We start from the raw sequence: 21,910 nt of genomic DNA, 5'->3' as shown, positions 1-21,910 counted from the left end.
GTCGCCGACCGGGGACCGAAGGCCAAACTGTTTCAAGCACTCCGTGAGACGATCCAGTATGTTCGAAAAGACCACGTGGATCAAACTCCCGCGAAACGTCGTGGTCGGGCACGGCGTCGTCGAGGAGTTGCGCGAGGCGGTCGACGAGTTGCCGGTCACGGGCAGACCGCTGATCGTCACGAGTCCGACGCCGGACGACATGGTCGGCGACAGCATCCGGGCACAGTTCGCCGACGCCGAACCGATCACGGTCACGGTCGAGACGGCGAGTTTCGCCGCCGTGGAGCGGGTCATCGACACCGCCCGCGCCGAGGGCGCGGGCTACCTGCTCGGTGTCGGCGGCGGGAAACCGGTCGACATCGCCAAGATGGCGTCGGACCACCTCGGGATGGGCTTCGTCTCGGTGCCGACCGCCGCGAGCCACGACGGCATCGTCTCCGGGCGCGGGTCGGTCCCGGAGGGTGACACCCGCCACAGCGTCGCCGCAGACCCGCCACTGGCGGTGATCGCCGACACCGAGGTCCTGGCGAACGCGCCGTGGGAGTTGACCACCGCCGGCTGTGCCGACATCATCTCGAACTACACGGCTGTCAAGGACTGGCGACTCGCCAAACGGCTGAAGAACGTCGAGTTCTCGGAGTACTCCGCCGCCCTCTCGGAGATGACCGCCGAGATGCTGGTGGACAGCGCGGACTCGATCAAGCCGGGACTGGAGGAGTCGGCCTGGATCGTCGTGAAGGCGCTGGTCTCCTCGGGCGTCGCGATGTCCATCGCCAGTTCCTCCCGACCCGCCTCGGGCGCGGAACACCTCTTCTCGCACCAACTCGACAGGATCGCGCCCGGCGCGGCGCTCCACGGTCACCAGGTCGGCGTCGGGTCGATCATGACGGCGTACCTCCACGGCGGGAAGGACGGCGAGTGGCACGACATCCGGCGCGCGCTGACGAGCATCGACGCGCCGACGACCGCCGACGAGTTGGGCATCGACGGCGAGACCGTGATCGAGGCGCTGACGACGGCACACCGGATCCGGGACCGGTACACCATCCTCGGCGACGGGATGAGCGAGTCGGCCGCCCGCGAGGTGGCGAGCGTGACCGGTGTGATCTGAGTTCGGTCTGGTGTGTGCGTTTCTGTGGTGAACGTGAGGGTGGAGTAACTGGTACGTCGGAGAGCACTCGGTCGAATCGGTCGGGGACGACGGGTGGCGGTCGCTGTGCTGTCGTGGTCTGCGGTCGCCGTGCAGTCGCAGGGTCACTCCGACAGGAACTCGACGAGCGCCGCCGCGACCTTCACCGGTTCCTCGTGTTGCACCCAGTGGGTCGCGTCCTCGAAGAACGTCACCCGGCCGTCGTCACACAGGTCGGCACTCGGGCGGGCCATCGAGCGACTCAGGAACCGGTCCTGTGCGCCCCACAGCACCAGCGTCGGGACCGTCACGCGCTCGGTTCGCGGGCTGTCGCGCCGGCGGACCATCGCCCGGTACCAGTTGAGCATCGCGCGGAACGCCCCCGGCCGTGACCACGCCTCCCGGTAGCGCTCCAGGTCGGTCTCCGAGAACGTCCCCGGCAGACTGCTGCGCTTCAGCGTCCGGACCACCGTCTCCCAGTCGCGCGCCGACGACACCAGTTCCGGCAGCACCGGCACCTGGAAGAACAGCATGTAGACGCTCTTGAACCGCTGGGTCCAACTCCGACGGAGGGTCCGACTCATGATCGAGGGGTGTGGGACGTTCACCGTCACGAGTCTCGAGACGCGTTCGGGGTGGTGGAGTGCGGTCCACCACGCGACCGCCGCGCCCCAGTCGTGGCCGACCACCGCCGCCTGCTCGCGCCCCTGTGCGTCGATCAGGCCGACCACGTCCGCCGCGAGTTCGTCGATGCGGTACGCGTCGACGCCCTCCGGCTTGTCGCTCAGGTTGTAGCCGCGCTGGTCCGGGACCACGACCCGGAACCCCGCCTCCGCGAGGGGCCGAATCTGGTCGTGCCAGCCGTACCAGAACTCCGGGAAGCCGTGGAGCAGGACCACCAGCGGGCCGTCCTCCGGCCCGGCCTGCACCGTGTGGAGGGTGATCCCGTTCGTCTCGACGTACACCGACTCGCCGGGCACCTCGGGTGGGAGTGCGTCGTCGCCGTCGGTCGCGGAGCGCTCGGACGGCGGGCTCTCGCCGCCCGTCACGTCGCCGTCGGTCGCGGACTCGCCGTCGGTCGCGGACCCGCCGTCCGGGCGGGCAGGTGGCTCGCCGGTCATCGTCACGCGATCCGATCCACCGCGTCGACCAACCAACAGCCGACCTCCGGTCCCGAGTCGGCGCGGGCCAGGCGGAACTCGTAGACTGCCTCCGCGCGGTCCGGCGTCATCACCGTCACCTCCTGTCTGGCGCGGTCGCCGGTCACCTCGATCGGTGCGGTCGCGGACCGCTCGAAGGTGACGAGTGGCTCGTACAGTCGACTGAGCAGCAGCGTCCGGAGGTTCCCAGCCGACCCGATCCGACGCCGGACTGCGGGGCTGGCGAAGCGGAACGCCGTCTGGACCGCCGCGTCGTCGAGACCGCGAGTCGTCGCCGGATCGGCGCCGGTGTCGGCCACGCCGACCCGCCCGAACGCGTCGAGGTGGAGCGAGACGACTTCGGCGGGGGCGAAGTCGGGCGCGGGGACGTGAACGTCCGACGGATTGTGTTGATCGTGCATACCACGTGATACGCTCTGTCAGGCTAAATACCTGTAGCATCTCGGCGACTCGAAGCCCTTACCCTCCCGCGTTCCCGAGCGTCGGGTATGACAGACGACGGGACGCGCGTCGAGTGGCGCGACTGGGGCCGGGCGGCGTTCGACGAGGCCGACGAGGCCGGGAAACCGGTGCTCCTCGCGCTCACCGCGACGTGGTGTGACGGCTGTCACGAGATGGACGCCGAGACCTACGCCGACCCGCGTATCGCGGCGAACGTCAACGACGGCTTCGTCCCGATCCGGGTCGACGTGGACCGCCACCCGCGCGTCCGGGAGCGCTACAACATGGGCGGGTTCCCCTCCACCGTCTTCACCACGCCCGCCGGCGAGGTCATCACCGGCGCGGGCTACCTCGACCCCGAGAGCTTCCGGGGCATCCTCGACCGCGTCCGGGAGGTCTGGGACGCGAAGGGTGCGTCCGCCGGCAGAGTTCCGCGCGCTCTCGGCGACGAACCGACGCCGGCCGGCGAGGTGACGCCACAGATCGAGGAGTACGTCGCGGGGCAACTCGACCGGCAGTTCGACCAGAAGTTCGCCGGGTGGGGGACCGACGCGAAGTTCCCGCTCCCCCGAACGGTGGAGTTCGCCCTCAAGCGCGACCGCGAGCAGGCACTCCGGACGCTGGACGCGATCCGGGACCACCTCCACGACTCGGTGGCGGGTGGCTTCTTCCGGTACGCCGACAGTCGGAGTTGGGGCGGCATCCACTACGAGAAGGTCGCCGACCTCAACGCCTCGCTCCTGCGGACGTTCGCCCACGCGTACTGCTACACCGGCGAGGACGCCTACCGCGACCCGGCACGCCGGACGGTCCGGTATCTCACGGACGACCTCTGGTCGGGCGTCGCGGTCGGCGGCAGCGAGGGACCGGGCGAGGGCCGGGACTACTACGCCGCTGACGCCGAGCAGCGAGCGGCGATGCGGTCGCCCCGGAGAGACCTGACAGCCTACGCCGGCGGGAACGCCCTCGCGGCCGACGCCCTGCTCACCTACCACGCCTACACCGACGACGACCGCGCCCGCGAGTACGCGGGTCGCATCCTCGAGTTCCTCCGTGAGCAACTGATCGACGACGGCGTCGTGACCCACGTCCACGACCCCAACCGAGACGCGACGGCGGCGGACGCCGGGACCGACCCGGTCGTCGAGGCGGGCTTGCTGGAGGATCAGGCGCGCGTCGTCGCGGCGTTCGTCCGCGCGCGGCAGGTGCTCGGCACCGACGCGGTTCCGGAGCCACTCGCCACCGCGCGGTCCGTCGCCGACCACGCTATCGAGACCCTCCACGAGTCGGGGTCGTTCCGCGACGGACCGGCCGAGGGCGCGGGTCTGCTGGATCGTCCGCTCCGCCCACTCGACGGGAACGTCGAGATGGCCGACGCGTTGCTCGAACTGGCGGGCGTCACCGGCGAGGAGCGCTACCGTGCGGTCGCCGAGGAGACGGTCGGCGCGTTCGCCGGTGCGGCAGACCGGATGGGCGCGCAGGTCGCCGGTTACGGGGGTGTCGCCGCCCGGTGCTGTCGGGCACCACTCGTGATTGCAGTCGCCGGACCGTCCGGGTCGGACCTGCATCGGGCCGCCCTCCGGGTCGCTGACCACGAGAAGGTGGTCGTGCCCGAGGCGACGGACGTGGCAGAGTTGCTCTCGGCCGATGTCGAGGAGGGCCTGTCGGCCGGGGGGGCCTCCGTGGTGCGCGGCGAGGAGGTCAGGTCGGCGACGACGCCGGACGAGTTGATGGCGCAGGTGTCGCAACTGGTCTGAGCCGACCACCTCGACGCCGGCGGATCTGTATAAGGAATATTAGGATTAAAGATTGGTATAGATTCGGCACGTTTATCGGCTCCCCCCTGCCTTCTGCGAGTATGTCCGAGGAAGCGAACCCGTTCGAGAGTCTGCAAGAGCAGATCGACGACGCGGCGGCGTACCTCGACGTCGCCCCCGACGTACTGACCCGCCTGAAACACCCCGAACGCGTGCTCGAGACGAACCTCTCCGTCGAACGCGACGACGGCACCGTCGAGGTGTTCAAAGCCTTCCGCTCGCAGTTCAACGGCGACCGCGGTCCCTACAAAGGTGGCATCCGCTACCACCCCGGCGTCACCCGCGACGAAGTCAAGGCCCTCTCCGGGTGGATGGTCTACAAGTGCGCCGTCGTCGACATCCCCTACGGCGGCGGGAAGGGCGGTATCGTCGTCGACCCCGACGACTACAGCGAGGCCGAACTCGAACGACTCACCCGCTCGTTCGCGAAAGAACTCCGCCCGTTCATCGGCGAGGACAAAGACATCCCCGCGCCGGACGTGAACACCGGCGGCCGGGAGATGAACTGGATCAAGGACACCTACGAGACACTGGAGAATACCACCGCCCCCGGCGTCATCACCGGGAAGGCGCTCGACTCCGGCGGATCGGAGGGGCGCGTCGAGGCGACCGGCCGATCCACGATGTTCACCGCCCGCGAGGCCTTCGACTACCTCGGCAAGGAGATGGACGGTGCGAGCGTGGCGGTGCAGGGCTACGGGAACGCCGGGTCTGTCTTCGCCAGACTCGTCGAGGACCTCGGCGCGAACGTCGTCGCCGTCTCGGACTCCTCCGGGGCGATCTACGACCCCGAGGGACTCGACGCCGTCGCCGTCAAGGACTACAAGAACGAGACCGGGAGCGTCACTGGCTACGCCGACGCCGACGAGGAACTGACGAACGACGAGTTGCTGACGCTGGACGTCGATCTGCTCGTGCCGGCCGCCCTCGAGAACGCCATCGACGGCGACCTCGCCGAAGACGTGCAGGCCGACGTGATCGTCGAGGCCGCGAACGGCCCCCTCACCCCCGACGCCGACGACGTGCTGACCGACCGCGACGTGTACGTCTTCCCGGACATCCTCGCCAACGCGGGCGGCGTGACGGTCTCGTACTTCGAGTGGGTCCAGAACCGCCAGCGGTTCTACTGGTCCGAGGAGCGAGTGAACGACGAACTGGAGACGGTCATCACGAGCGCCTTCGACGACCTCGTGGACGCCTACGAGACGAACGACCTGCCGAACTTCCGGACCGCCGCGTACGTCGTCGCCATCGAGCGTGTCGTCCGAGCGTACACGCAGGGCGGCAACTGGCCCTGACGAGCGCGTGACTTGCGACCTTCGTGGGAAACGCTACTCGAGTTCGGAGACGGTTCGCTCCGGCAGATTCTCGGGTGTGAACAGCGACTCCACCTCCGTCTCGAAGAACGCCGCGAGTGCGAAGGCGAGATCCAGCGAGGGATCGTATCGCTCGCGTTCGATGGCGTTGATCGTCTGTCGGGTCACGCCGACCGCCTCGGCGAGGTCGGCCTGACTCAGGCCCGCCTCGGTCCGACGGGCGCGAACCCTGTTTCTCATCGGTACTCCGCCCGTGCGAGGAGCAGCATCACGGCCCACAGGCCGAACAGTCCGGCGACGAACAGTCCGACGGGAGCGAGCCACGCCGGGAACGTGAGTCTCCCGAGGGCGTCCAACACCACGACGGTCGGGAAGGTGACGGCCGACGCCACGCCGACGAGCAGTAGCGTGTTCGCGCTGGCGGTCTCGAGCACCGAGGCGTCGCGTTCGTCCAACAGCGTCGTGCCGGCCCGACGGGAGAGCGCGACCGCCGCCGCCCCACCGAGGAGGAAGACGACGACCCCGGCGACGACCTGCCCAGCCAACAGCAGGCCGACGTAGCCGGCGGTCCCGAGGACCCAACTGAGCACGTACAGGCGGCGATACCCGGACTGGCTGGTGACGGTTGCGGTCATGGGTGTAACGGACGGTTTCCAGTACCGAGTCGGCACGGTCGTATGAATCTGTCCCTCGTGAGTCGGCGTGGCCGTCCTCGGAGACCGACCGAAACCCTTACTCCCGGTCCGGGGCACGCCCGAAGTATGAGCGAATCGTCTGTCGACGCCGAGGACGTGCGCCACGTCGCCGAGTTGGCGCGCGTCGACCTCGCCGACGAGGAGGTCGCGGAGTTCGCCGACCAGTTCGGCGACATCCTGGACTACTTCGAGGCGCTGGACGAGGTGCCGGAAGTGGAGTCCGAACCGGACCTCGTGAACGTCATGCGAGAAGACGAGGTCCGTGAGGGCCTCAGCCAGGAGGAGGCGCTGGCGAACGCCCCGGAGACCGAGGACGGCTTCTTCAAAGGACCGAAGGTGTCGTAGATGAGCACGGATCTGAACGCCTTCGTCACCGACGCCGAGATCGACCCGACCGACGAGGGACCGCTCTCCGGCACCACGGTCGCGGTGAAGGACAACATCTCGACCGAGGGCGTGCGCACCACCTGCGGGTCGGCGATGCTCGAAGACTACGTCCCGCCGTACGACGCCACGGTCGTCGAGCGCCTGAAGGCGGCGGGCGCGACCATCGTCGGGAAGACGAACATGGACGAGTTCGGGATGGGCACGACCACGGAGACCTCCCACTTCGGCCCGACGCGCAACCCGCTGGACACCGACCGCGTGCCCGGTGGCTCCTCGGGTGGCTCCGCGGCGGCGGTCGCCGGCGGCGAGGCGGACCTCGCACTCGGCACCGACACCGGCGGGTCGATCCGGTGTCCGGCCGCCTTCTGTGGCGTCGTCGGCATCAAGCCGACCTACGGTCTCGTCTCGCGGTACGGCCTCGTCGCGTACGCGAACAGTCTCGAACAGATCGGTCCCATCGCACCCACGGTGGAGGGGGCCGCCGGACTACTCGACGTGCTCGCCGGCCCGGACGAGCGTGACGCGACGACCCACGACGAGGGAGCAGCGTCTGACTACGCCGCCGCCGCGGACGGCGACGTGGACGGCCTGACCATCGGCGTCCCGACCGAACTGATCGAAGGAGCCGAGGAGGGCGTCGTCGAGACGTTCTGGGACGCCATCGCCGACCTCGAAGCACAGGGTGCGGAGTACCACGAGGTCAGCATGCCCTCGGTAGAGACGGCGGTCGCGGCCTACTACGTCATCGCCATGTCCGAGGCGTCCTCGAACCTCGCGCGCTTCGACGGCGTGCGCTACGGTGTCTCCGGTGGCTACGACGGCAACTGGAACGAATCCTTCGCGAAGGCCCGCGACGAGGGCTTCGGGCCGGAGGTCAAGCGCCGCATCCTGCTCGGCACCTACGCCCTCTCGGCGGGGTACCACGACAAGTACTACAAGCAGGCACAGGACGCTCGCGCGTGGCTGAAGCAGGACTTCGACGACGCGCTTTCGGACGCGGACGTGCTGGCCTCGCCGACGATGCCGGTGACGCCTTTCGAACTCGGCGAGAGTCTGGACGACCCCCTGCAGATGTACCTCGCGGACGCGAACACGGTCCCCGTGAACCTCGCCAACGTCCCGGCCATCTCGGTGCCGGCCGGCGAGACGGACGGCCTCCCGGTCGGCCTGCAACTCATCGGCCCGAAGTTCGGCGAGGAGACCATCGTGCGCGCGGCGAGTGCGGTCCACGACTGACCGCCGCCGCGTTCGATCGAGTTCTCACGCACTGATCGCGGCACAGTCCCGAACAGCCTCGGCGTCGAGTGGTTCGACAGAGTCACCTACCTCGCCGAAGGCAGTCCGCCAGACGTCCCCGGACTCGTCGGCGAAAAGGGTCTGGAGGTCTTCGTCCACGTCTGGCGGACTCGACACACCGATGCTCGTGACCTGCTCGGGGTGCCGAGCCAGATAGTCGGCCAGCGCGGGCCAGCGGAGCGAGAGGATCGTCCACCGCGCCAGCACTGCCTCCGAGAGGTCGGCTCCGGCGATGAGTGCCAGTGCCCGGTTCGCGCTGTAGGTGTTGACGAGACGTTTCATGCCGCGCGGGTTCGGTGCCAGCAGGTCGCCGAGCGTCGAGAGGAGCAGTCGTTCCGACGCCGCCTGCTCCCGACGGGAGGCCAACGACCGGACGTCGGCACGCCGTGCCTCGACGCGTTCGCGGACCGACGCGTCCTCCGCGCCGGGACCGACCTCCGCCTCGGCATCCTCGTCCTGCCCGGCGACGGTGTCCGTCTCCGGGGTCCCGGTCTTCGCTGTCGGCGCTGTCGTGACCCCGGCAGGGGTCTCGCGGGAGTCGATCAGATCCGACGACTGGCCGTCTCCGGTCTCGGCCGGCGGTCGGACGCGGGTGAGTCCCTGCCAGTAGGCCGACTGGAGCGCCGGGTCGATGCCCGGCACCGGCGCGGAGAACTGGAACGTCTTCTCGACGAACAGCGTCCCGAGGGAGGTGCCGGGCGTCTCGGCCACCGCCTCGTGGCCCGCGTACACCGACTCGAAGCAGGTCGTGAGCCACTGACCGTCGCCCGCGACGACGAACACGACCGGTGCCCGCCGAAAGAGGGTCTGGATGCCCTCCAGCAGTTCGACCACGTACTCGCTCGCACACCGGTCCAGGTCGTCGACGAACACCGCGACCTGCCGCCGTCTCCCGGGCGGACTGCTCCGCTGGACGCTCTCGATGAGGTCGCCGAACAGCGCCGTTATCTCGGTCATCGGTTCGCTCCGGTAGTCGACGTAGCGCTGGGCCGCGTGTGCCGACCGGGGGACCGTCGGCGAGACGACCGCGTCTCGGAGCGCCAGGCCGGCGACCACCACCCCGAATATCGCCCCGAGTGCGTCCGCGTTGGCGACGAACTGCGCCACCACCGTCCCCGGTTCGGCGAGCGAGTCCGGCCCGGCGAACGCCACCGCGAGGAGTGTCCCGACGACGACCCAGCCGAACACGCCGACGAGTGCGTAGGCCGCGAGTCGCCCACTCCGGCTGAACCGCCACCAGCGTTGCCGGAGGCGGTCACCCGGCAGGAGTTGCGACCGCGTGTCGTGGAAGATGCGGTCCAGCAGTGCCCACCACGGCGGCCGGAGGTGCTGGTGTTGCCAGGCGTTGAAGTGGACGACGACCCACTCGTCGCCCAGTTCCGTCGGTGTCGGGGCACCGTCCGACTCGGCCGGTGTCGCGTCGTCCGTGCCGCCCGCTGTCTCTCGGTCGTCGTCGGCAGTCCGAGGTGCCGTGAGGTGGTCGTCGAGGAAGTGCAGGAGCGTGCTCTTGCCGGCCCCCCACGGCCCGTCGAGGTGGACCGAGTAGGCACCCGAGGTCGCGGCCCGCGCGTCTCGGAGTCGGAGCGCGAGATACTCGGCGAACAGGTCCCGCCCGAGTTCGTCGGCGTCGGCGTCCGTCAGCGGGTCGTCGGCGTGGATCGGGACGTGTTCGATCGGGGGTGGACCGTTGTTCCCGATCACTCGCTCGGCGGACTTCCGGCCCTCGTCCGTCAGCAAGTCTGTGAACGTCTCGACACCGTGTTCGGCGACGAGTTCGTCCACGTACACGCCGAGGAAGTTGGCGGTGACCAGTTGGCTTCCGAGGTCCGGAACGAGTATCCCGACGCCGACGACCACCGCCGGGACCGAGAGCGCCGAAACCATCTGCTCCTCGTAGAGGAGTCGGATCTCGGAGAGCCAGTCGGGGAGTGTCCGGGCCTCGGCTGTGGCGGCGTCGCCGCTCTGGAGGGTGGTGTCGTACAGCCACTCGGGCGGGTCGGGTCGTGACGCCCCGAAGTCGGCCGATTCGCTCGACTCGGGTACCTCGCTCTTCGAGTCGGGGCCCGGGTCGACCAGCGACAGGAGCAGTTCCACCGCCGGTATCGGCGTCGCGTCGTCTACGGGCGGGAGGAGACGTTCCACCTCCTCCGTGAGCACCGGGAACGGTTGGTCTGCCATCTGTTCACACTCCCAACTGTGCAGATACGACGAGCGAGGGCAAGTAGGTTCGTCCGGACGACTCCGGTGGGATCCGTGGGACGCCGCCGACAGCCGTGACCGATCGCCCGAGGTAACCGGACGGTCAGGTAAAACAGACCGAATATCGGTTCCAGAATTCCAACAGTTCGCCCCGATTGAAGTGGATATCGGCCGAACGTCCAGTCGCAATGTGGGAACTTGGTCCCGACGCCGACGCGCCGGAATGGCAGCAAGTCGAATCGCCCTTCGAGAAAGCGTTGTTCGAGGTGGTCCAGACGGTCGAGGGTCCCTACGCCATCGGTGACGGCGGGACACTGCTCGGCAACCGCGAGGACGACTGGGAGATCATCTTCGACGACGGCCCGAAGACCCGTGACAACCAGCTTCGCGGGCTGGCGGTCACGTCCGACGGCGAGCGTCTGTGGTTCGCCGGTTCCTCCGGTGCGATCGGCTGTTACGACGTGGGCACCCAGAAGAAGTTCGACTACTCCAGCCCGGAGGGGATGACCTCGACGTGGGAGGGGATGACCGTCGCCGGGGCACGCGGTTCGGAGAAGGGCCTCGTCGCCAACGGCTCCGGGGAGATTCTCCCGTTCACGATGGACGGCTTCGACGTGAGTTGGGGCGAGGTCCACAAGCCCGGGAAGAAGGGGTCGAAGGTCTCCGCGCTCGCCGCGAGTCCGGACGGCATCGGCTACGCGGTCGACACCTCCGGCAACGCCTTCAAGACGACCGCCGAGGACGGCTGGGAGGATATCGGCGTCGTCAACGCGCAGGTGAAGTTCTACGACATCTACGCGGGCGGCGGCGGTCGCGTCTACATCGCGGCCGGCGACGGGCGCATCTACCGCTACGACGACTCCTACAAGAACTGGACGCCCATCGGCGTCACCGACAAGACCTCCCTACGCGCGTTCGACATGTACGAGGACCAGATGGTCGTCCTCGGCAACAACGGCGACATCTTCCAGCGCGACTCGGAAGAGCGCTGGGAGCGCATCCCCTCGCCGGTGACGAAGAACCTGTTCGACCTCGCGCTCGGCAAACCGGACGTGGCGGTCGGCAAGGGCGGGACGATCATCCACCGCCCGCGCGGCGAGGCCGCCGAGGACACGACGAGCCCCGACGGCGACCAGTTCGACGACCGTGGCGAGTTCCACGACGGCGACGGCGTCGACGCGGACGAGACGACAGACTCGACGACGGACAGCACGACCGACTCGACGACGGACAGCACGACCGATTCGACGACCGACTCCACCACCACCTCCTGAGCAGAGTCGGTCCGGTCGTCTCTCGTCGTCTGTCTCGGTTCGTCCCCTGCGGTCGGCCGTCTCTCGCTGTCGACCGTTTTCGATCTGCTCTGCCCGCTCTTCTCAACTCTCGCGGTGCTGTTCGTCTGTCTCTCTCGTGTCGTTCTCGTCGCCTCGTCGTCTCGTCGTCGTCGCCTCATGGTCGTCCCCGTCGGCTCCCACTGACGACACACGCTCTCAGAGAGGCGTCGCTGTCTGTCGTGCGGTCGAAGAGTGAAGAGCCCAGACGAGCGTTAGAACCGATTGGAGGTGCCGACTCAGGCGGTGCTGTCGCTCGAACTGCCGTCGGTGGCCTCGCTCTCGCCGCTCCCCTCTACGATCGTCCCGCTGGCCCCGACCGCGACGGCCGGTTCGCCGAGACAGACGCCGTAGAGGGTCGCACTCCCCGACCAGTCGGCGGGCCGCCAGTCACCGCCGGACTCGCGGACGAAGACGTTCCCGCTCCCGCCGCCGGCGACCATCCGGTCTGCGTCGCCGTCCAGTCCGTAGACGGTCGCCTGGCCCACGGAGAACGGCGTCCACCTGAACTCCTCGTCGGAGGCCTGAAGCCGGCCGCTCCCGCCGCCGACGAGGAGCCCGTCGCCGGTGGTCGTGATCGCGTAGAGACTGGCTCCTTCGCCGTCGATACCGACGCGCTTCCAGCCGTCGTCGTCCGTCGTCACCCAGACGCTTGCACTGGTATCGACGCCGTAGCCGACGCCGGCGTCGTCGGCCGCGAGGTCGGTGAAGACGGTGCCGCCAGCCGGGCGGGTCGCCGGCCCCCACTGCGGCGCGTCGCCGTCGATATCCGCTGGGAGGACGTTCCCGTTCGCGTCGGCGACGAGTAGTTTCTCCGCGCCACGGGGTCCCGAGACCGCGACGGACTGGAGGGCACTGTCCGACTCCAGTGTCGCGGAGAGGTCACGACGCTCGCCGTTAGCGAGGTCGTAGTAGCCGACGGTGCCGCTCGCACCGACGAGCCAGAGTCGGGTGCCGTCGTCGGTCGGCGCGACGTCGTAGATGGCACGGTGCTTCGCGGCGATCCCGGCGTCGACGACGACGCCCCACGTGCCGTCGCTCGCCCGGCCGACGACGTAGCCACCGTTCCCGACCGCGCAGGGACCGTTCGCTGTCTGCACGACGGCGTGGAGGGTGGTGGAGACGGGGCTGTCGACTGCGGTCCACGAGGCGGGGGTCGTCGCGGATTCGAACGTCCACATAGTCGGCTGTTCGGACGAGAGACCCAAGAGACCCCCTCACGTTCCGGAATTCGATCAAGTCGGGTGGGTGAGACGTGGGCGACTTCGAACGCGGGACCGCTCCGACGGTCGAGTGACGAATATTCGACCAGTTGGCGGCGTGCATCGGAGGACAGCAGTTAAGCCCGTGCCTGCGCAGGATGTAGTCGAGAATGACACGCTCGGCGGAGGTGGTCGCCCGGTGAAGATCACGTCACTCTTCTTCGGACTCGTGACTGTCGTCGGTCTGTCGATCACGCTCGGCTCCGGCTACCTGATCGTCCGCGGCCCGTTTCTCGGCGGTGCGGCACTGGAGCCGGTGCCACTGCTCGGCACCTTGGGCGTGTTCGTCGTCGGGATCATCGTGTTGACCTGGGGGATGACGAAGTTCGCGGGCGTCGGCGCGCGGGTCTGACTCTCTCTACCCGAACGCCCCGAGACTCGACTGGAGGTCCCTGTCGGTCCCGCCCTCGCGTACGTCGTAGCCGACCAGTTGCCGGAGGTCGACCGCGTAGGTCGTCCCGGCGTTGTCGAGGACGAGCAGTCGACCCTGTGTCCCCCGAACCGTGCCGGTCGCGATCGTCTCTGCGACCGGCCGGTCCGTGAGGTCGAGTCCGTAGTCGAACGAGAACTCGGCCTCGTAGTCGAAGCCGTCGAGCAGGTCCGCCCAGGCCGCGTCGTCGACCGACCGGTGGAGTCCCTCGGCCTTCGTCGGGACGCGCACCCGATCCGACATCGACTCGGCGATCCCGGCTTCGATCTCGCGGGCGATCCGCCCGTTCTCGACCGTCCGGAGGTGGACGGCGCGATCGGCCCCCTGTTCGCGGAGGCGGGTCTCGAGCCGGTACTCCTTCGTCACGCCGACTTTGAACGTCGCCGGCGCGAAGGCGGCGAGGTAGATGGCGTGGTCGTCGTAGCAGTCCATCTCGTCTTTCAGACAGTCGCCGGTACAACGGGCACAGACCCACGTGTAGGTGTGGTCCTGGCAGTAGGGTGCCGACTCCGCGTCACACGCGAGGTGGGTCTCGCCGTCGAGGACGCCGGCACAGTGCCGGTCGGCGAGCGCGAAGTCGAGGTCGGTCCCCGGCGCGAGCGACTGCCGACGGACACCGTCGTCCGAGAGCAGGAGCGCCGGATCGACCGGGTCGTAGCCCACGATCTGCACGAGACGAGCTACGGCGAGCGTGGTAAAGTGTCTGCTGTCTCGCCGGGACGAGGGGGTCGTTCGATCCAGTGGTCCCGGGTGTGACCAAAGCTAACACAGCGCAGGAAACACGCCGGCTCGACGCATACGTGCCCTGGTGAATCACACCGTGTCGGCGCTCGAACCGACGCCCGAACCCGAAGTATCAGACCGAACAACTCGTAACAATTGTCGTCTGGTTCTTTCCGGTTACAACTCAATCTAGTTACGTTTGGCCAAAAATACTATATTTGAACTCAAATCTCAAGCCTTATCAACTCGTGTCCATATCTCACACGTACCATGTTGGGTAACAACACGGGCAAGACTCGTCGTGACGTACTCAAGCTCACAGGCGGCGTCGCAGGCAGTGCCGGGCTGACCGGACTGGCATCCGCCGGCAGATCCGACCTCGTCGAAGTGAACGTCGGCTTCGACTCGACGGCCGGCAAGCGCGCTGCTGCGAGTGCGGCCTCGTCGGTCGAGCGAGAGTTCGGCTTCGGCGCGATGACGATCACCGTCAACGAGAACGCCGTGTCGGGGCTCCGCAACCGTGGCGACGTCCGCTACGTCGAGGAGAACGGTACGATGCACGCCCTCGCGCAGTCGCTCCCGTACGGTGTCGACCGCGTGGACGCCGACGTGGCACGGGCGAACGGGACGACCGGTTCCGGTGCCGACATCGCGATCATCGACACCGGTATCGACTCCGACCACCCCGACCTGCAGGGTGTACTCGGCGAGGGCCGTGCGTTCACGCGCTGTAAGGGTGGACCGAAGTCCTGTGGGTTCGACTGGGACGACGACAACGACCACGGGACCCACTGTGCCGGCACGGCCGGTGCCATCGACAACACCGAGGGCGTCGTCGGCGTCTCCTCGCAGGCGACGCTCCACGCCGTGAAGGTGCTCGGCAAGCGCGGTTCCGGGTCCTACTCCGACATCGCGGCCGGTGTCGAGTACGTGGCGGATCAGGGCTGGGACGTCGCCTCGATGAGTCTCGGCGGCTCCACGTCGTCGTCGGTCCTGCGTGACGCGGTGCAGTACGCCGACAGCAACGGTGTCTTCCAGGTCGCGGCCGCCGGCAACTCCGGGCCGTGCTCGGACTGTGTCGGCTACCCGGCCGCCTACCCCGAGGTCATGGCCGTCTCCGCGACCGACAGCACGGACAGCCTCGCCGGCTTCTCCTCGACCGGACCGGAGGTCGACATCGCCGCCCCCGGTGTCGACGTGAACTCCACGCTCCCCGGCGGGACCTACGGGCAGTTCTCCGGGACGTCGATGTCCTGTCCGCACGTCGCGGGTGCGGCCGGCCTGTTGATCGACGCCGGCTACGCACCGACCGAGGTCCGGGCTCGCCTCGCCGGCACCGCCGAGGACGTCGGCCTGTCCGGAAACGAGTCCGGTGCGGGCCTGCTCGACGCCGCCGCTGCGCTCGGTCTCGACTCCTCGGACGACCTCTGAGCCCACTGTTCGGCGAGGTCACGACTCTCGCGTCGCTCCTCTACTTCGCTCCTCGACCGACCTCCCCGCCCGCGACTGCTCCAGCCCAGTTCCTGTGTTCCCGAGAGCGTTCTCACGGGCTGGCTCCGAGGCCGGTTCCGAACAGGGCCGGTGCGTGCGATTCCGAACAGGGCCGGTGCGTGCGATTCCGAACAGGTCCGGCGCGTGCGACTTCGTCGTCTTCGTGAGTGAAACGAACAGGGCGAGACCGAACGTCTCGCCAGCAACCGGCAGGAAGCGCCGGTGACGAAGGTCAGCGAGAGCGTGCCTCTCGCCAGACGCGAGAGGGCGGGGTGGCCGAGGTGCGGTGTTGGTGCGGTCGCGACCGCCGGAACTCGGCCAGTCACGGGTCACGTCGTCGGCCTCCGAACCCGCTCTCCGCCGGCACCGAGGCCCGACCCCCAGTGCCGAACTGCCACGACACGAGCGGCCATCCACCGGAGTTATTTTCTCGGCCGACGACCGGCACAGTATGCTCGCTGCGACACTCGATGTCGAGACCGACGACGACACCGCGCGGTTCACGCTCACCGTCACGAACGAGGGCGACGACCCGGTCTCCCTGACCTTCTCGGACAGCCAGCGATTCGACTTCGTGGTCCGGGCCGCCGAGGACGACACCGAGCGCTGGCGCTGGTCGGACGGCCAGATGTTCGCACAGATGCTCGGGAGCGAGGAACTCGCGCCGGGTGAGTCGGTCGCGTACGACGCCGAGTGGACTGCTGACGACTCAGACAGTGGATCGTTCGTCTGCCGGGGCGAACTCGCGGACAACGCACAGAGTGCGTCTGCCGAGTCCGCCTTCTCGCTGTAACCGACGTTCGCGGCACGACTCGGCCGACGCCTCGGCGCGGCTCAGCCGACGATCTCGCCGATCAGGTCCCGGGCCGCGTCCCGCACCGCCTCGTCGGAGGACTGCTGTGGCTCGAAGCCGAGCGCCGACAGCTTCTCGATCGACAGGCGCATCTTCGGGACGTCGCCGACCCAGCCACGGTCGCCGCCGGTGAACTCGTAGCTCGGATCGAGCCCCATCTCGTCGGCGACGATGTCCGCGATTCGGGTGACCGAGGTCGTCGTGCGCGTCCCGAGGTTGTAGACGTTCAGATCGCGGTCGGCGTGTTCGACGACGTGCTGGATGGCGCGGACGCACTCCTCGACGTGGAGGTACGACTTCTCCTGTCGCCCGTCGCCGAGGATGGTGAGCGTGTCGGGGTCCTGCTGGAGCTTCTGGATGAAGTCCGGGATGACGTTGCCGCGCTGGTACGGGCCGACGATGTTGGCGAAGCGGAAGGTCCAGACCTGGAAATCGTACGAGTGTGCGTAGGTGGAGAGCAGGCCTTCGTCGGCGAGTTTGCTCGCGCCGTAGATGCTGATCGGTTCGAGGGGTGCGTAGTCCTCCGGGGTCGGCATCGGTGCCTCGCCGTAGACCGTCGACGAGGAGGTGAAGGCGAGGTTCGACACGCCCACGTCCTCCATGCGCTGGAGGAGGTTGTACGTCATCTCGGTGTTCTCCTCGAACAGTACGCGGTCGTCGTCGAAGTTCGTGTCCGTGTACGCCGCGAGGTGGAAGACGACGTCGAGGTCCTCGGTGACGACCTCGGCGACGTCGTCGGCGTCGAGCAGGTCGGCCCGCGCGAACTCGACGCCTTCGGGCACGCGGTCGCGTTCCCCTTTGGAGAGGTCGTCGACCGCGACGACGTGGTTGTCCTCGGCCAGTGCTCCCGCGAGATGTGACCCGATCAGACCCGCCCCACCAGTGACGAGAATCCGTCTGTCGGAGAGCTTCATGCCACCCACTGCACGCGTCGTCAGCAAGTGTGTTCCGATCGCAGGCGTCTCGGCCCCGAGACCGTCGACTGGTTCGGAGAATCGGGAAAAGGGTCATGAACCCCCTCGTCTAACGAACGCCCACACCCCGAATGAGTCTGCACGAACTGGTGGCCGAGGTAGACGACCGTGAGAAGCGCGTCACGGTGTACGCGCCGACGCTGTCGTCCGGCCTGACGAAGCGGTTCGAGTCGCGGGACGTGGAGGTCGTCCACCGACTCGTCGCGCCCGACGATGCAGTGCCGACGGTGACGGTCTCCGAGGGGACCCGCTGTCTCGGCTGGGCCGAACTCACGGCCCTCGACGGGCCGGAAGTCGACACCACGCCGGGCCACGCCACCTTCGCGGACGAACGCTACCGCGATCTGCTCACACTCCTCTCGGACACGACGGCGCAGTCGCTCGACCGCGACCACCTGCTCGCCACCTCACACGAGTTCGAAGACCGCGCGTGGCGCGTCGGCGAGGGCCGACTCCACGTCGGCTTCCAGTCGCTCTCGGCGCTCCGGGCGCAGTCGACGACCTACGAACTGCTCGCGGAACTGGACGACCTCGACCTGCACCTGTACGGGCGGCCGGACTGGTCCCCCGAGTTGACGGGCGCGACGGTCCACACCGACGTCGGCCCGGAGATAGAGGACACGTGGTTCGTCGCTTTCGACGGGGGCGACGACCACCGGAAGTGTGCGCTGGTCGCCGAGGAACGCGACGAGGGCTTCTTCGGCTTCTGGAGCTACCGGCCGGAGACGGTCGATACGGTGCTCGATCACCTGGAGTCGACGTACTGCGGGTGAGTGCGGCTGGCTCCGAGTCGTTCGCAGGCACGGACAGAAGGCACTTACAGACTCGGCAACTCGGTCGGGTATGCGCCGCCGTGAATTTCTCGCAGTTGCCGGTCTCTCGGCGACGGTCTCGACCGCCGGCTGTCTGGACTCCGTTCTCGGTCGGGAGCGCAGACTCGCCCGAGTCGGGCTGTCGAACTTCGCCGACGAAAGCCATCGGTTCGACCTCCGCGTGGCTCGGGACGACGAGACGGTCCACGAATCGACACATGAGGTCCGTGGCGCGAGTGACGACCGTATCTTCGGCACGGCTCCGGACTGTGACTGGGGGACGACACCGGGCGACTACGAAGTGTTCGCTCGTGTCGATGGCGGCGAGTGGGCGTCGAGGTCGGCCTCAGAGATCGGAGAGCGGTGGGACGATTCTGCCTCGTGTGTCTCGGCGCACGTCCAGTACGGCGACAGCCTGTGGATCGACATTCGGGGCGACTGTGACGAGTTGTTCACGGTCTCACCCGAGACCTGTCTGGTCGGCGACGAGACCACACTCTGACCGACTGTCCCGATCCGAAACCGCTAACGGGCAGTGCTGGCACCCTCCGGTATGCACGGGGAACGCGAGGTCGTCGTCCTCAGGTTGGGCCACCGACCGGGACGCGACGACCGGATGACGACACACATCGGGCTGACGGCGCGGGCACTCGGGGCCGACCGGGTGTTGTTCGTCGGCGACGCGAACCAGTCGGCCCGGACCGTCCGGGACATCACCGACCGTTTCGGCGGGCCGTTTTCGGCGGAGGTGATCGAGGCCTACCGACCGCTGATCCGCGACTGGGAGGGGTCGGTCGTCCACCTGACGATGTACGGCGAACGCGTCGAGGACGTTGAGGGCGAGATTCGGACTGCCCACGCCGAGGAGCCACTCCTGATCGTCGTCGGCTCCGAGAAGGTGCCCTTCGAGGTGTACGAACACGCCGACTGGAACGTCGGCGTGACGAACCAGCCCCACTCGGAGGTGGCGGCGCTGGCGGTGTTTCTGGATCGACTGTTCGAGGGCCGGGAACTGGATCGGGAGTGGGAGGACGCCGACCGCGAGGTGATCCCCAAGGCAGTCGGGAAACGTGTCGTGGAAGCCGAGAGCGGGCCCCCCGACGACGCTCCCGGGGATGCGACTCCCGACAGTACCGACGAGTGAGGGGTCGCACTCCCGAGTCGCGGACTGGACTTTTGCGTGTCGCGGTCGAACCGTCGCCCGTGATCGACAGCCCTCCCCGCCGCACCGTCCTGACCGCGGTCGTCGGTAGTCTCGTCGCGCTCGCGGGCTGTAGCACCGAGGAGCGCCGGACGCCCCGCGATCCACAGACGACGCGGCCCACCGAGAGGTCGGCGACCGCCGAGACGACGGCTACGACGACGACCGCCGGGACAGCCACCGACAGCCAGACCTCGGCCGCGCTGGACCTCCGGGAGGCGAACGTCGTCGGTGTCGCGGTCGAAGCGCAGGATGACGGGCAGTACCGATTCGACGTGACCCTCGTCCACGACGACGACGGGGAAGACGGCTACGCGAACTGGTGGCAGGTGGAGACCACCGGCGGCGAGCGACTCGGCCGCCGGGAGTTGCTCCACGCCCACGGGACGCGGGAGTTCACGCGCTCCGAGACGATTTCGGTGCCCGAGGGCGTGACTCGGGTCGTGGTTCGCGGGCACGACCAGACCCACGGCTACGGCGGGCAGGCGATGGTGGTCGATCTGGTGAGTGGTGAGACGCGAGTGGTTCGGCAGGGAGAGGAGCGAGAGGAAATCGGGTAAGTGACTGACGAAGCTACTGTTTACTCTTCTCAAACAGACTTGATCTTATCGGGACACTACAACAGAGACGACACGATTTATTACCGGGTAGTTTCTAGCCTAAGTTCACAACAGCTATGTCCGGGTCGGCCCGAGCGCAGAGTCAGGTTATCCAATCCATCGGGTCTTACGACCTGTTCGGGAAGTCGTTACCGGGTGCGATATTCACGCTCGGCCTCGTTTCGCTTCTCCCTCGTGATCGGGTTCCGTTCGTCGGTGGCTCGGACATCACACTGGTCAACATCGCTGCGCTGTTTCTCCTGTTGCTGATCGCTGGGCTGACAATCGGACAGGGGATTCACACTCTTGCCGATAACATTGAAAAATCGTTTCTGTGGGTCGCTAAGCGAATACGGAGGACGTTCAATCTGATCCGGTTGTACAGCGACCAGCCCGAATTACTCAACATCTCGACGTTGAGGTCCGATTACAATCCCGAAGGACCTGACGGGAAAGGTAGCTTCTCGGAGAGGCTCCGAACCAATTGGCAGAACGGACTCGTCGAGTGGATACGCTGTCGATACTGGGGGATGTACGACTCGCTCATCGGCCACAGATATCTGTTCTTCAAGTACCTAGAGTGGAACTTCAGTCCAGAAAACGAGGATCGGTGGGAAACAGAGTCAAAAGGTGTCGGATTCGAATCCTTCGCCACGGCATTCGAATCGGTCTACGGAACCGACCTTCGGAAGAATCCCGAAGAGATCATGTCTGCGTACCCGCTCGTCACGAGTCGGCTGGAAAACAGTGGAATAGCGCAGTTTCGACACTTCCAAGCACTGTATTCGTTCTGTCGAAGTATGTGGGTCGTCTCGTTCATTTTCGCCGCCCTCTACACCATCTTCCTCGTTGATGTGACGCAGATTCCTGACCTCTTTCAGCACCAGCCAGTCGTCTTCTCTCTCATGCCGCCACGGTTCTATAGATTCGTCCCACTGGGAGCCGCATTCAGTGCGTTAGTGTTCTTTGATGCATCTGGCACGTACAAGCGCCACTACGTTGAGTATCTGATCTCGGCGTACTCCACTGCGGTAGACAGAAAAGACGATGTTAAACAGGACGAGAATCAAGTGGAGTCGTCGGAAGCCAACGAATCGTGAAAATAGTTAATACATTGGGAATAAGATGTTTATAGGATTGGAGGGCCACTCCTGCTCATGAGTTCACCAGAATACGCCTCGGAGGACGGAACCGTGTCTCTTGACGAGGTCATCCGGGGATTCATCAATACGAACGAGTACCTCCACGAATACCGACTCCAGAAACTTGTCTACTTGGCCGAACTGCTCTCACTCAGAGACCGTGACTGGATTCGTCTCACGACTGCCGATTTCAAGCCATACATGTATGGAGCATATTCTGATGAGTTGAGTGAGCGATTGGACGAACTCAAACACGAATTCAGTACGAAGGCAGACACTCACCACGGCAAAGTGGTGACAGCGTACACGTCACCAGATAGCGACCCCAATTTAGACGACGATATTCTCAAATTAATTGAGGAAGCCAACCAAATGGTTCGGAACGGACGATTCTCCAATGAAGAGTTGGCTGAGTGGAGTAAGTCAACGTTGTTGTATGAATATTTCCCATTCGGAGAGAAGATGGATTTCAGCAAGTACGGTGAGAATAAAGAGCGCCTGAGCAAGGACCTCTCGAAATTAGAGCAGTAATAGATATATACATCTCAAAACTTTCTCGTGCGGTAGAGAATATTCTCCTATTCCAAACGCAGAATGATGACGACTTAGGCAGGATCAACCCTAATATCAAGACGATTTAATTGTACGATTC

At 66.7% G+C, this 21,910-nt stretch carries 23 protein-coding genes; 15 read left to right on the top strand and 8 right to left on the bottom strand.

Annotated features, from left to right (window positions below):
• Window positions 1–58: 58 nt before the first annotated feature.
• A complete protein-coding gene (locus LI337_RS06235; RefSeq protein ID WP_227228944.1) occupies window positions 59–1,111 on the top strand; it encodes an NAD(P)-dependent glycerol-1-phosphate dehydrogenase in 1,053 nt (350 codons plus the stop codon).
• A 143-nt stretch (window positions 1,112–1,254) separates the two neighbouring features.
• On the opposite strand, the gene LI337_RS06230 is transcribed toward LI337_RS06235, so the two are convergent.
• Together LI337_RS06230 and LI337_RS06225 are read right to left on the bottom strand one after the other, a co-directional pair.
• Window positions 1,255–2,286, bottom strand: coding sequence for an alpha/beta fold hydrolase (locus LI337_RS06230; protein WP_303645203.1), 1,032 nt, complete (start codon window positions 2,284–2,286; stop codon window positions 1,255–1,257).
• Window positions 2,253–2,690 (bottom strand): DUF4864 domain-containing protein, encoded by a 438-nt coding sequence (locus LI337_RS06225; RefSeq protein WP_227228943.1) that lies wholly within the window; start codon window positions 2,688–2,690, stop codon window positions 2,253–2,255. The genes LI337_RS06230 and LI337_RS06225 overlap by 34 nt, the downstream gene beginning before the upstream one ends.
• An 87-nt stretch (window positions 2,691–2,777) precedes the next feature.
• Here LI337_RS06225 and LI337_RS06220 point away from each other — a divergent pair, with 87 nt between their 5' ends.
• Window positions 2,778–4,487, top strand: a complete 1,710-nt coding sequence (locus LI337_RS06220; RefSeq protein WP_227228941.1) for a DUF255 domain-containing protein — start codon at window positions 2,778–2,780, stop codon at window positions 4,485–4,487.
• Window positions 4,488–4,588: 101 nt separating this feature from the next.
• Complete coding sequence (locus tag LI337_RS06215; protein WP_227228939.1) at window positions 4,589–5,845, top strand: Glu/Leu/Phe/Val family dehydrogenase; 1,257 nt, start codon at window positions 4,589–4,591, stop codon at window positions 5,843–5,845.
• Window positions 5,846–5,878: 33 nt separating this feature from the next.
• Here LI337_RS06215 and LI337_RS06210 read toward each other — a convergent pair whose 3' ends face one another.
• Together LI337_RS06210 and LI337_RS06205 are read right to left on the bottom strand one after the other, a co-directional pair.
• Entirely contained in the window at window positions 5,879–6,103 is a 225-nt protein-coding gene (locus LI337_RS06210; RefSeq protein ID WP_227228937.1) for a helix-turn-helix transcriptional regulator, read from the bottom strand.
• Window positions 6,100–6,498 carry a DUF2178 domain-containing protein gene (locus LI337_RS06205; protein WP_227228935.1) on the bottom strand — a complete coding sequence of 133 codons (399 nt, stop codon included), beginning with the start codon at window positions 6,496–6,498 and terminating at the stop codon, window positions 6,100–6,102. The genes LI337_RS06210 and LI337_RS06205 overlap by 4 nt, the downstream gene beginning before the upstream one ends.
• 126 nt (window positions 6,499–6,624) lie before the next feature.
• Here LI337_RS06205 and gatC point away from each other — a divergent pair, with 126 nt between their 5' ends.
• Window positions 6,625–6,903, top strand: a complete 279-nt coding sequence (gene gatC, locus LI337_RS06200; RefSeq protein WP_227228933.1) for an Asp-tRNA(Asn)/Glu-tRNA(Gln) amidotransferase subunit GatC — start codon at window positions 6,625–6,627, stop codon at window positions 6,901–6,903.
• Entirely contained in the window at window positions 6,904–8,181 is a 1,278-nt protein-coding gene (gene gatA, locus LI337_RS06195) for an Asp-tRNA(Asn)/Glu-tRNA(Gln) amidotransferase subunit GatA (protein ID WP_227228932.1), read from the top strand. It abuts the gene before it with no gap.
• Between the two features lie 24 nt (window positions 8,182–8,205).
• Here the strand turns inward: gatA and LI337_RS06190 are convergent, their stop codons facing one another.
• On the bottom strand, window positions 8,206–10,419 hold the full coding sequence (locus LI337_RS06190) for a KAP family P-loop NTPase fold protein (RefSeq protein WP_227228930.1): 2,214 nt from the start codon (window positions 10,417–10,419) through the stop codon (window positions 8,206–8,208).
• A gap of 209 nt (window positions 10,420–10,628) precedes the next feature.
• Between LI337_RS06190 and LI337_RS06185 the strand changes: the two genes are divergently transcribed.
• A complete protein-coding gene (locus LI337_RS06185; RefSeq protein WP_227228928.1) occupies window positions 10,629–11,714 on the top strand; it encodes a WD40/YVTN/BNR-like repeat-containing protein in 1,086 nt (361 codons plus the stop codon).
• Window positions 11,715–12,010: 296 nt separating this feature from the next.
• On the opposite strand, the gene LI337_RS06180 is transcribed toward LI337_RS06185, so the two are convergent.
• Window positions 12,011–12,952 (bottom strand): beta propeller repeat protein, encoded by a 942-nt coding sequence (locus tag LI337_RS06180; RefSeq protein WP_227228926.1) that lies wholly within the window; start codon window positions 12,950–12,952, stop codon window positions 12,011–12,013.
• 220 nt (window positions 12,953–13,172) lie between these two features.
• Here LI337_RS06180 and LI337_RS06175 point away from each other — a divergent pair, with 220 nt between their 5' ends.
• On the top strand, window positions 13,173–13,385 hold the full coding sequence (locus LI337_RS06175) for a DUF8132 family protein (protein WP_227228925.1): 213 nt from the start codon (window positions 13,173–13,175) through the stop codon (window positions 13,383–13,385).
• Between the two features lie 6 nt (window positions 13,386–13,391).
• On the opposite strand, the gene LI337_RS06170 is transcribed toward LI337_RS06175, so the two are convergent.
• A complete protein-coding gene (locus LI337_RS06170; RefSeq protein ID WP_227228923.1) occupies window positions 13,392–14,135 on the bottom strand; it encodes a DUF2797 domain-containing protein in 744 nt (247 codons plus the stop codon).
• Between the two features lie 321 nt (window positions 14,136–14,456).
• Here LI337_RS06170 and LI337_RS06165 point away from each other — a divergent pair, with 321 nt between their 5' ends.
• Window positions 14,457–15,617, top strand: a complete 1,161-nt coding sequence (locus LI337_RS06165; protein ID WP_227228921.1) for a S8 family peptidase — start codon at window positions 14,457–14,459, stop codon at window positions 15,615–15,617.
• 511 nt (window positions 15,618–16,128) lie between these two features.
• On the top strand, window positions 16,129–16,470 hold the full coding sequence (locus LI337_RS06160) for a BsuPI-related putative proteinase inhibitor (protein ID WP_227228920.1): 342 nt from the start codon (window positions 16,129–16,131) through the stop codon (window positions 16,468–16,470).
• A gap of 41 nt (window positions 16,471–16,511) precedes the next feature.
• On the opposite strand, the gene LI337_RS06155 is transcribed toward LI337_RS06160, so the two are convergent.
• Window positions 16,512–17,444 carry an NAD-dependent epimerase/dehydratase family protein gene (locus tag LI337_RS06155; protein ID WP_227228918.1) on the bottom strand — a complete coding sequence of 311 codons (933 nt, stop codon included), beginning with the start codon at window positions 17,442–17,444 and terminating at the stop codon, window positions 16,512–16,514.
• Between the two features lie 131 nt (window positions 17,445–17,575).
• Here LI337_RS06155 and LI337_RS06150 point away from each other — a divergent pair, with 131 nt between their 5' ends.
• The 6 genes from LI337_RS06150 (at window position 17,576) to LI337_RS06125 (ending at window position 21,789) form a co-directional block, all read left to right on the top strand.
• Window positions 17,576–18,277 (top strand): DICT sensory domain-containing protein, encoded by a 702-nt coding sequence (locus tag LI337_RS06150; RefSeq protein WP_227228916.1) that lies wholly within the window; start codon window positions 17,576–17,578, stop codon window positions 18,275–18,277.
• A 70-nt stretch (window positions 18,278–18,347) separates the two neighbouring features.
• Window positions 18,348–18,818, top strand: coding sequence for a hypothetical protein (locus tag LI337_RS06145; protein WP_227228914.1), 471 nt, complete (start codon window positions 18,348–18,350; stop codon window positions 18,816–18,818).
• Window positions 18,819–18,869: 51 nt separating this feature from the next.
• Window positions 18,870–19,460, top strand: coding sequence for a tRNA (cytidine(56)-2'-O)-methyltransferase (locus LI337_RS06140; RefSeq protein WP_227228912.1), 591 nt, complete (start codon window positions 18,870–18,872; stop codon window positions 19,458–19,460).
• A gap of 62 nt (window positions 19,461–19,522) precedes the next feature.
• The gene (locus LI337_RS06135) at window positions 19,523–20,077 is read left to right on the top strand and encodes a hypothetical protein (protein ID WP_380699634.1); all 555 of its coding nucleotides are present in this window, start codon (window positions 19,523–19,525) and stop codon (window positions 20,075–20,077) included.
• A 116-nt stretch (window positions 20,078–20,193) separates the two neighbouring features.
• Window positions 20,194–21,216 (top strand): hypothetical protein, encoded by a 1,023-nt coding sequence (locus tag LI337_RS06130; protein WP_227228909.1) that lies wholly within the window; start codon window positions 20,194–20,196, stop codon window positions 21,214–21,216.
• Window positions 21,217–21,273: 57 nt separating this feature from the next.
• Window positions 21,274–21,789 carry a SocA family protein gene (locus tag LI337_RS06125; RefSeq protein ID WP_227228906.1) on the top strand — a complete coding sequence of 172 codons (516 nt, stop codon included), beginning with the start codon at window positions 21,274–21,276 and terminating at the stop codon, window positions 21,787–21,789.
• The last annotated feature ends 121 nt before the right edge of the window (window positions 21,790–21,910 follow it).

It is taken from the genome of Salinirubrum litoreum, from assembly GCF_020567425.1.
GTDB lineage: Archaea > Halobacteriota > Halobacteria > Halobacteriales > Haloferacaceae > Salinirubrum > Salinirubrum litoreum.
The sequence above is the reverse complement of the archived record's forward strand: the minus strand, read 5'-3'. Positions and strand labels throughout refer to the sequence as shown.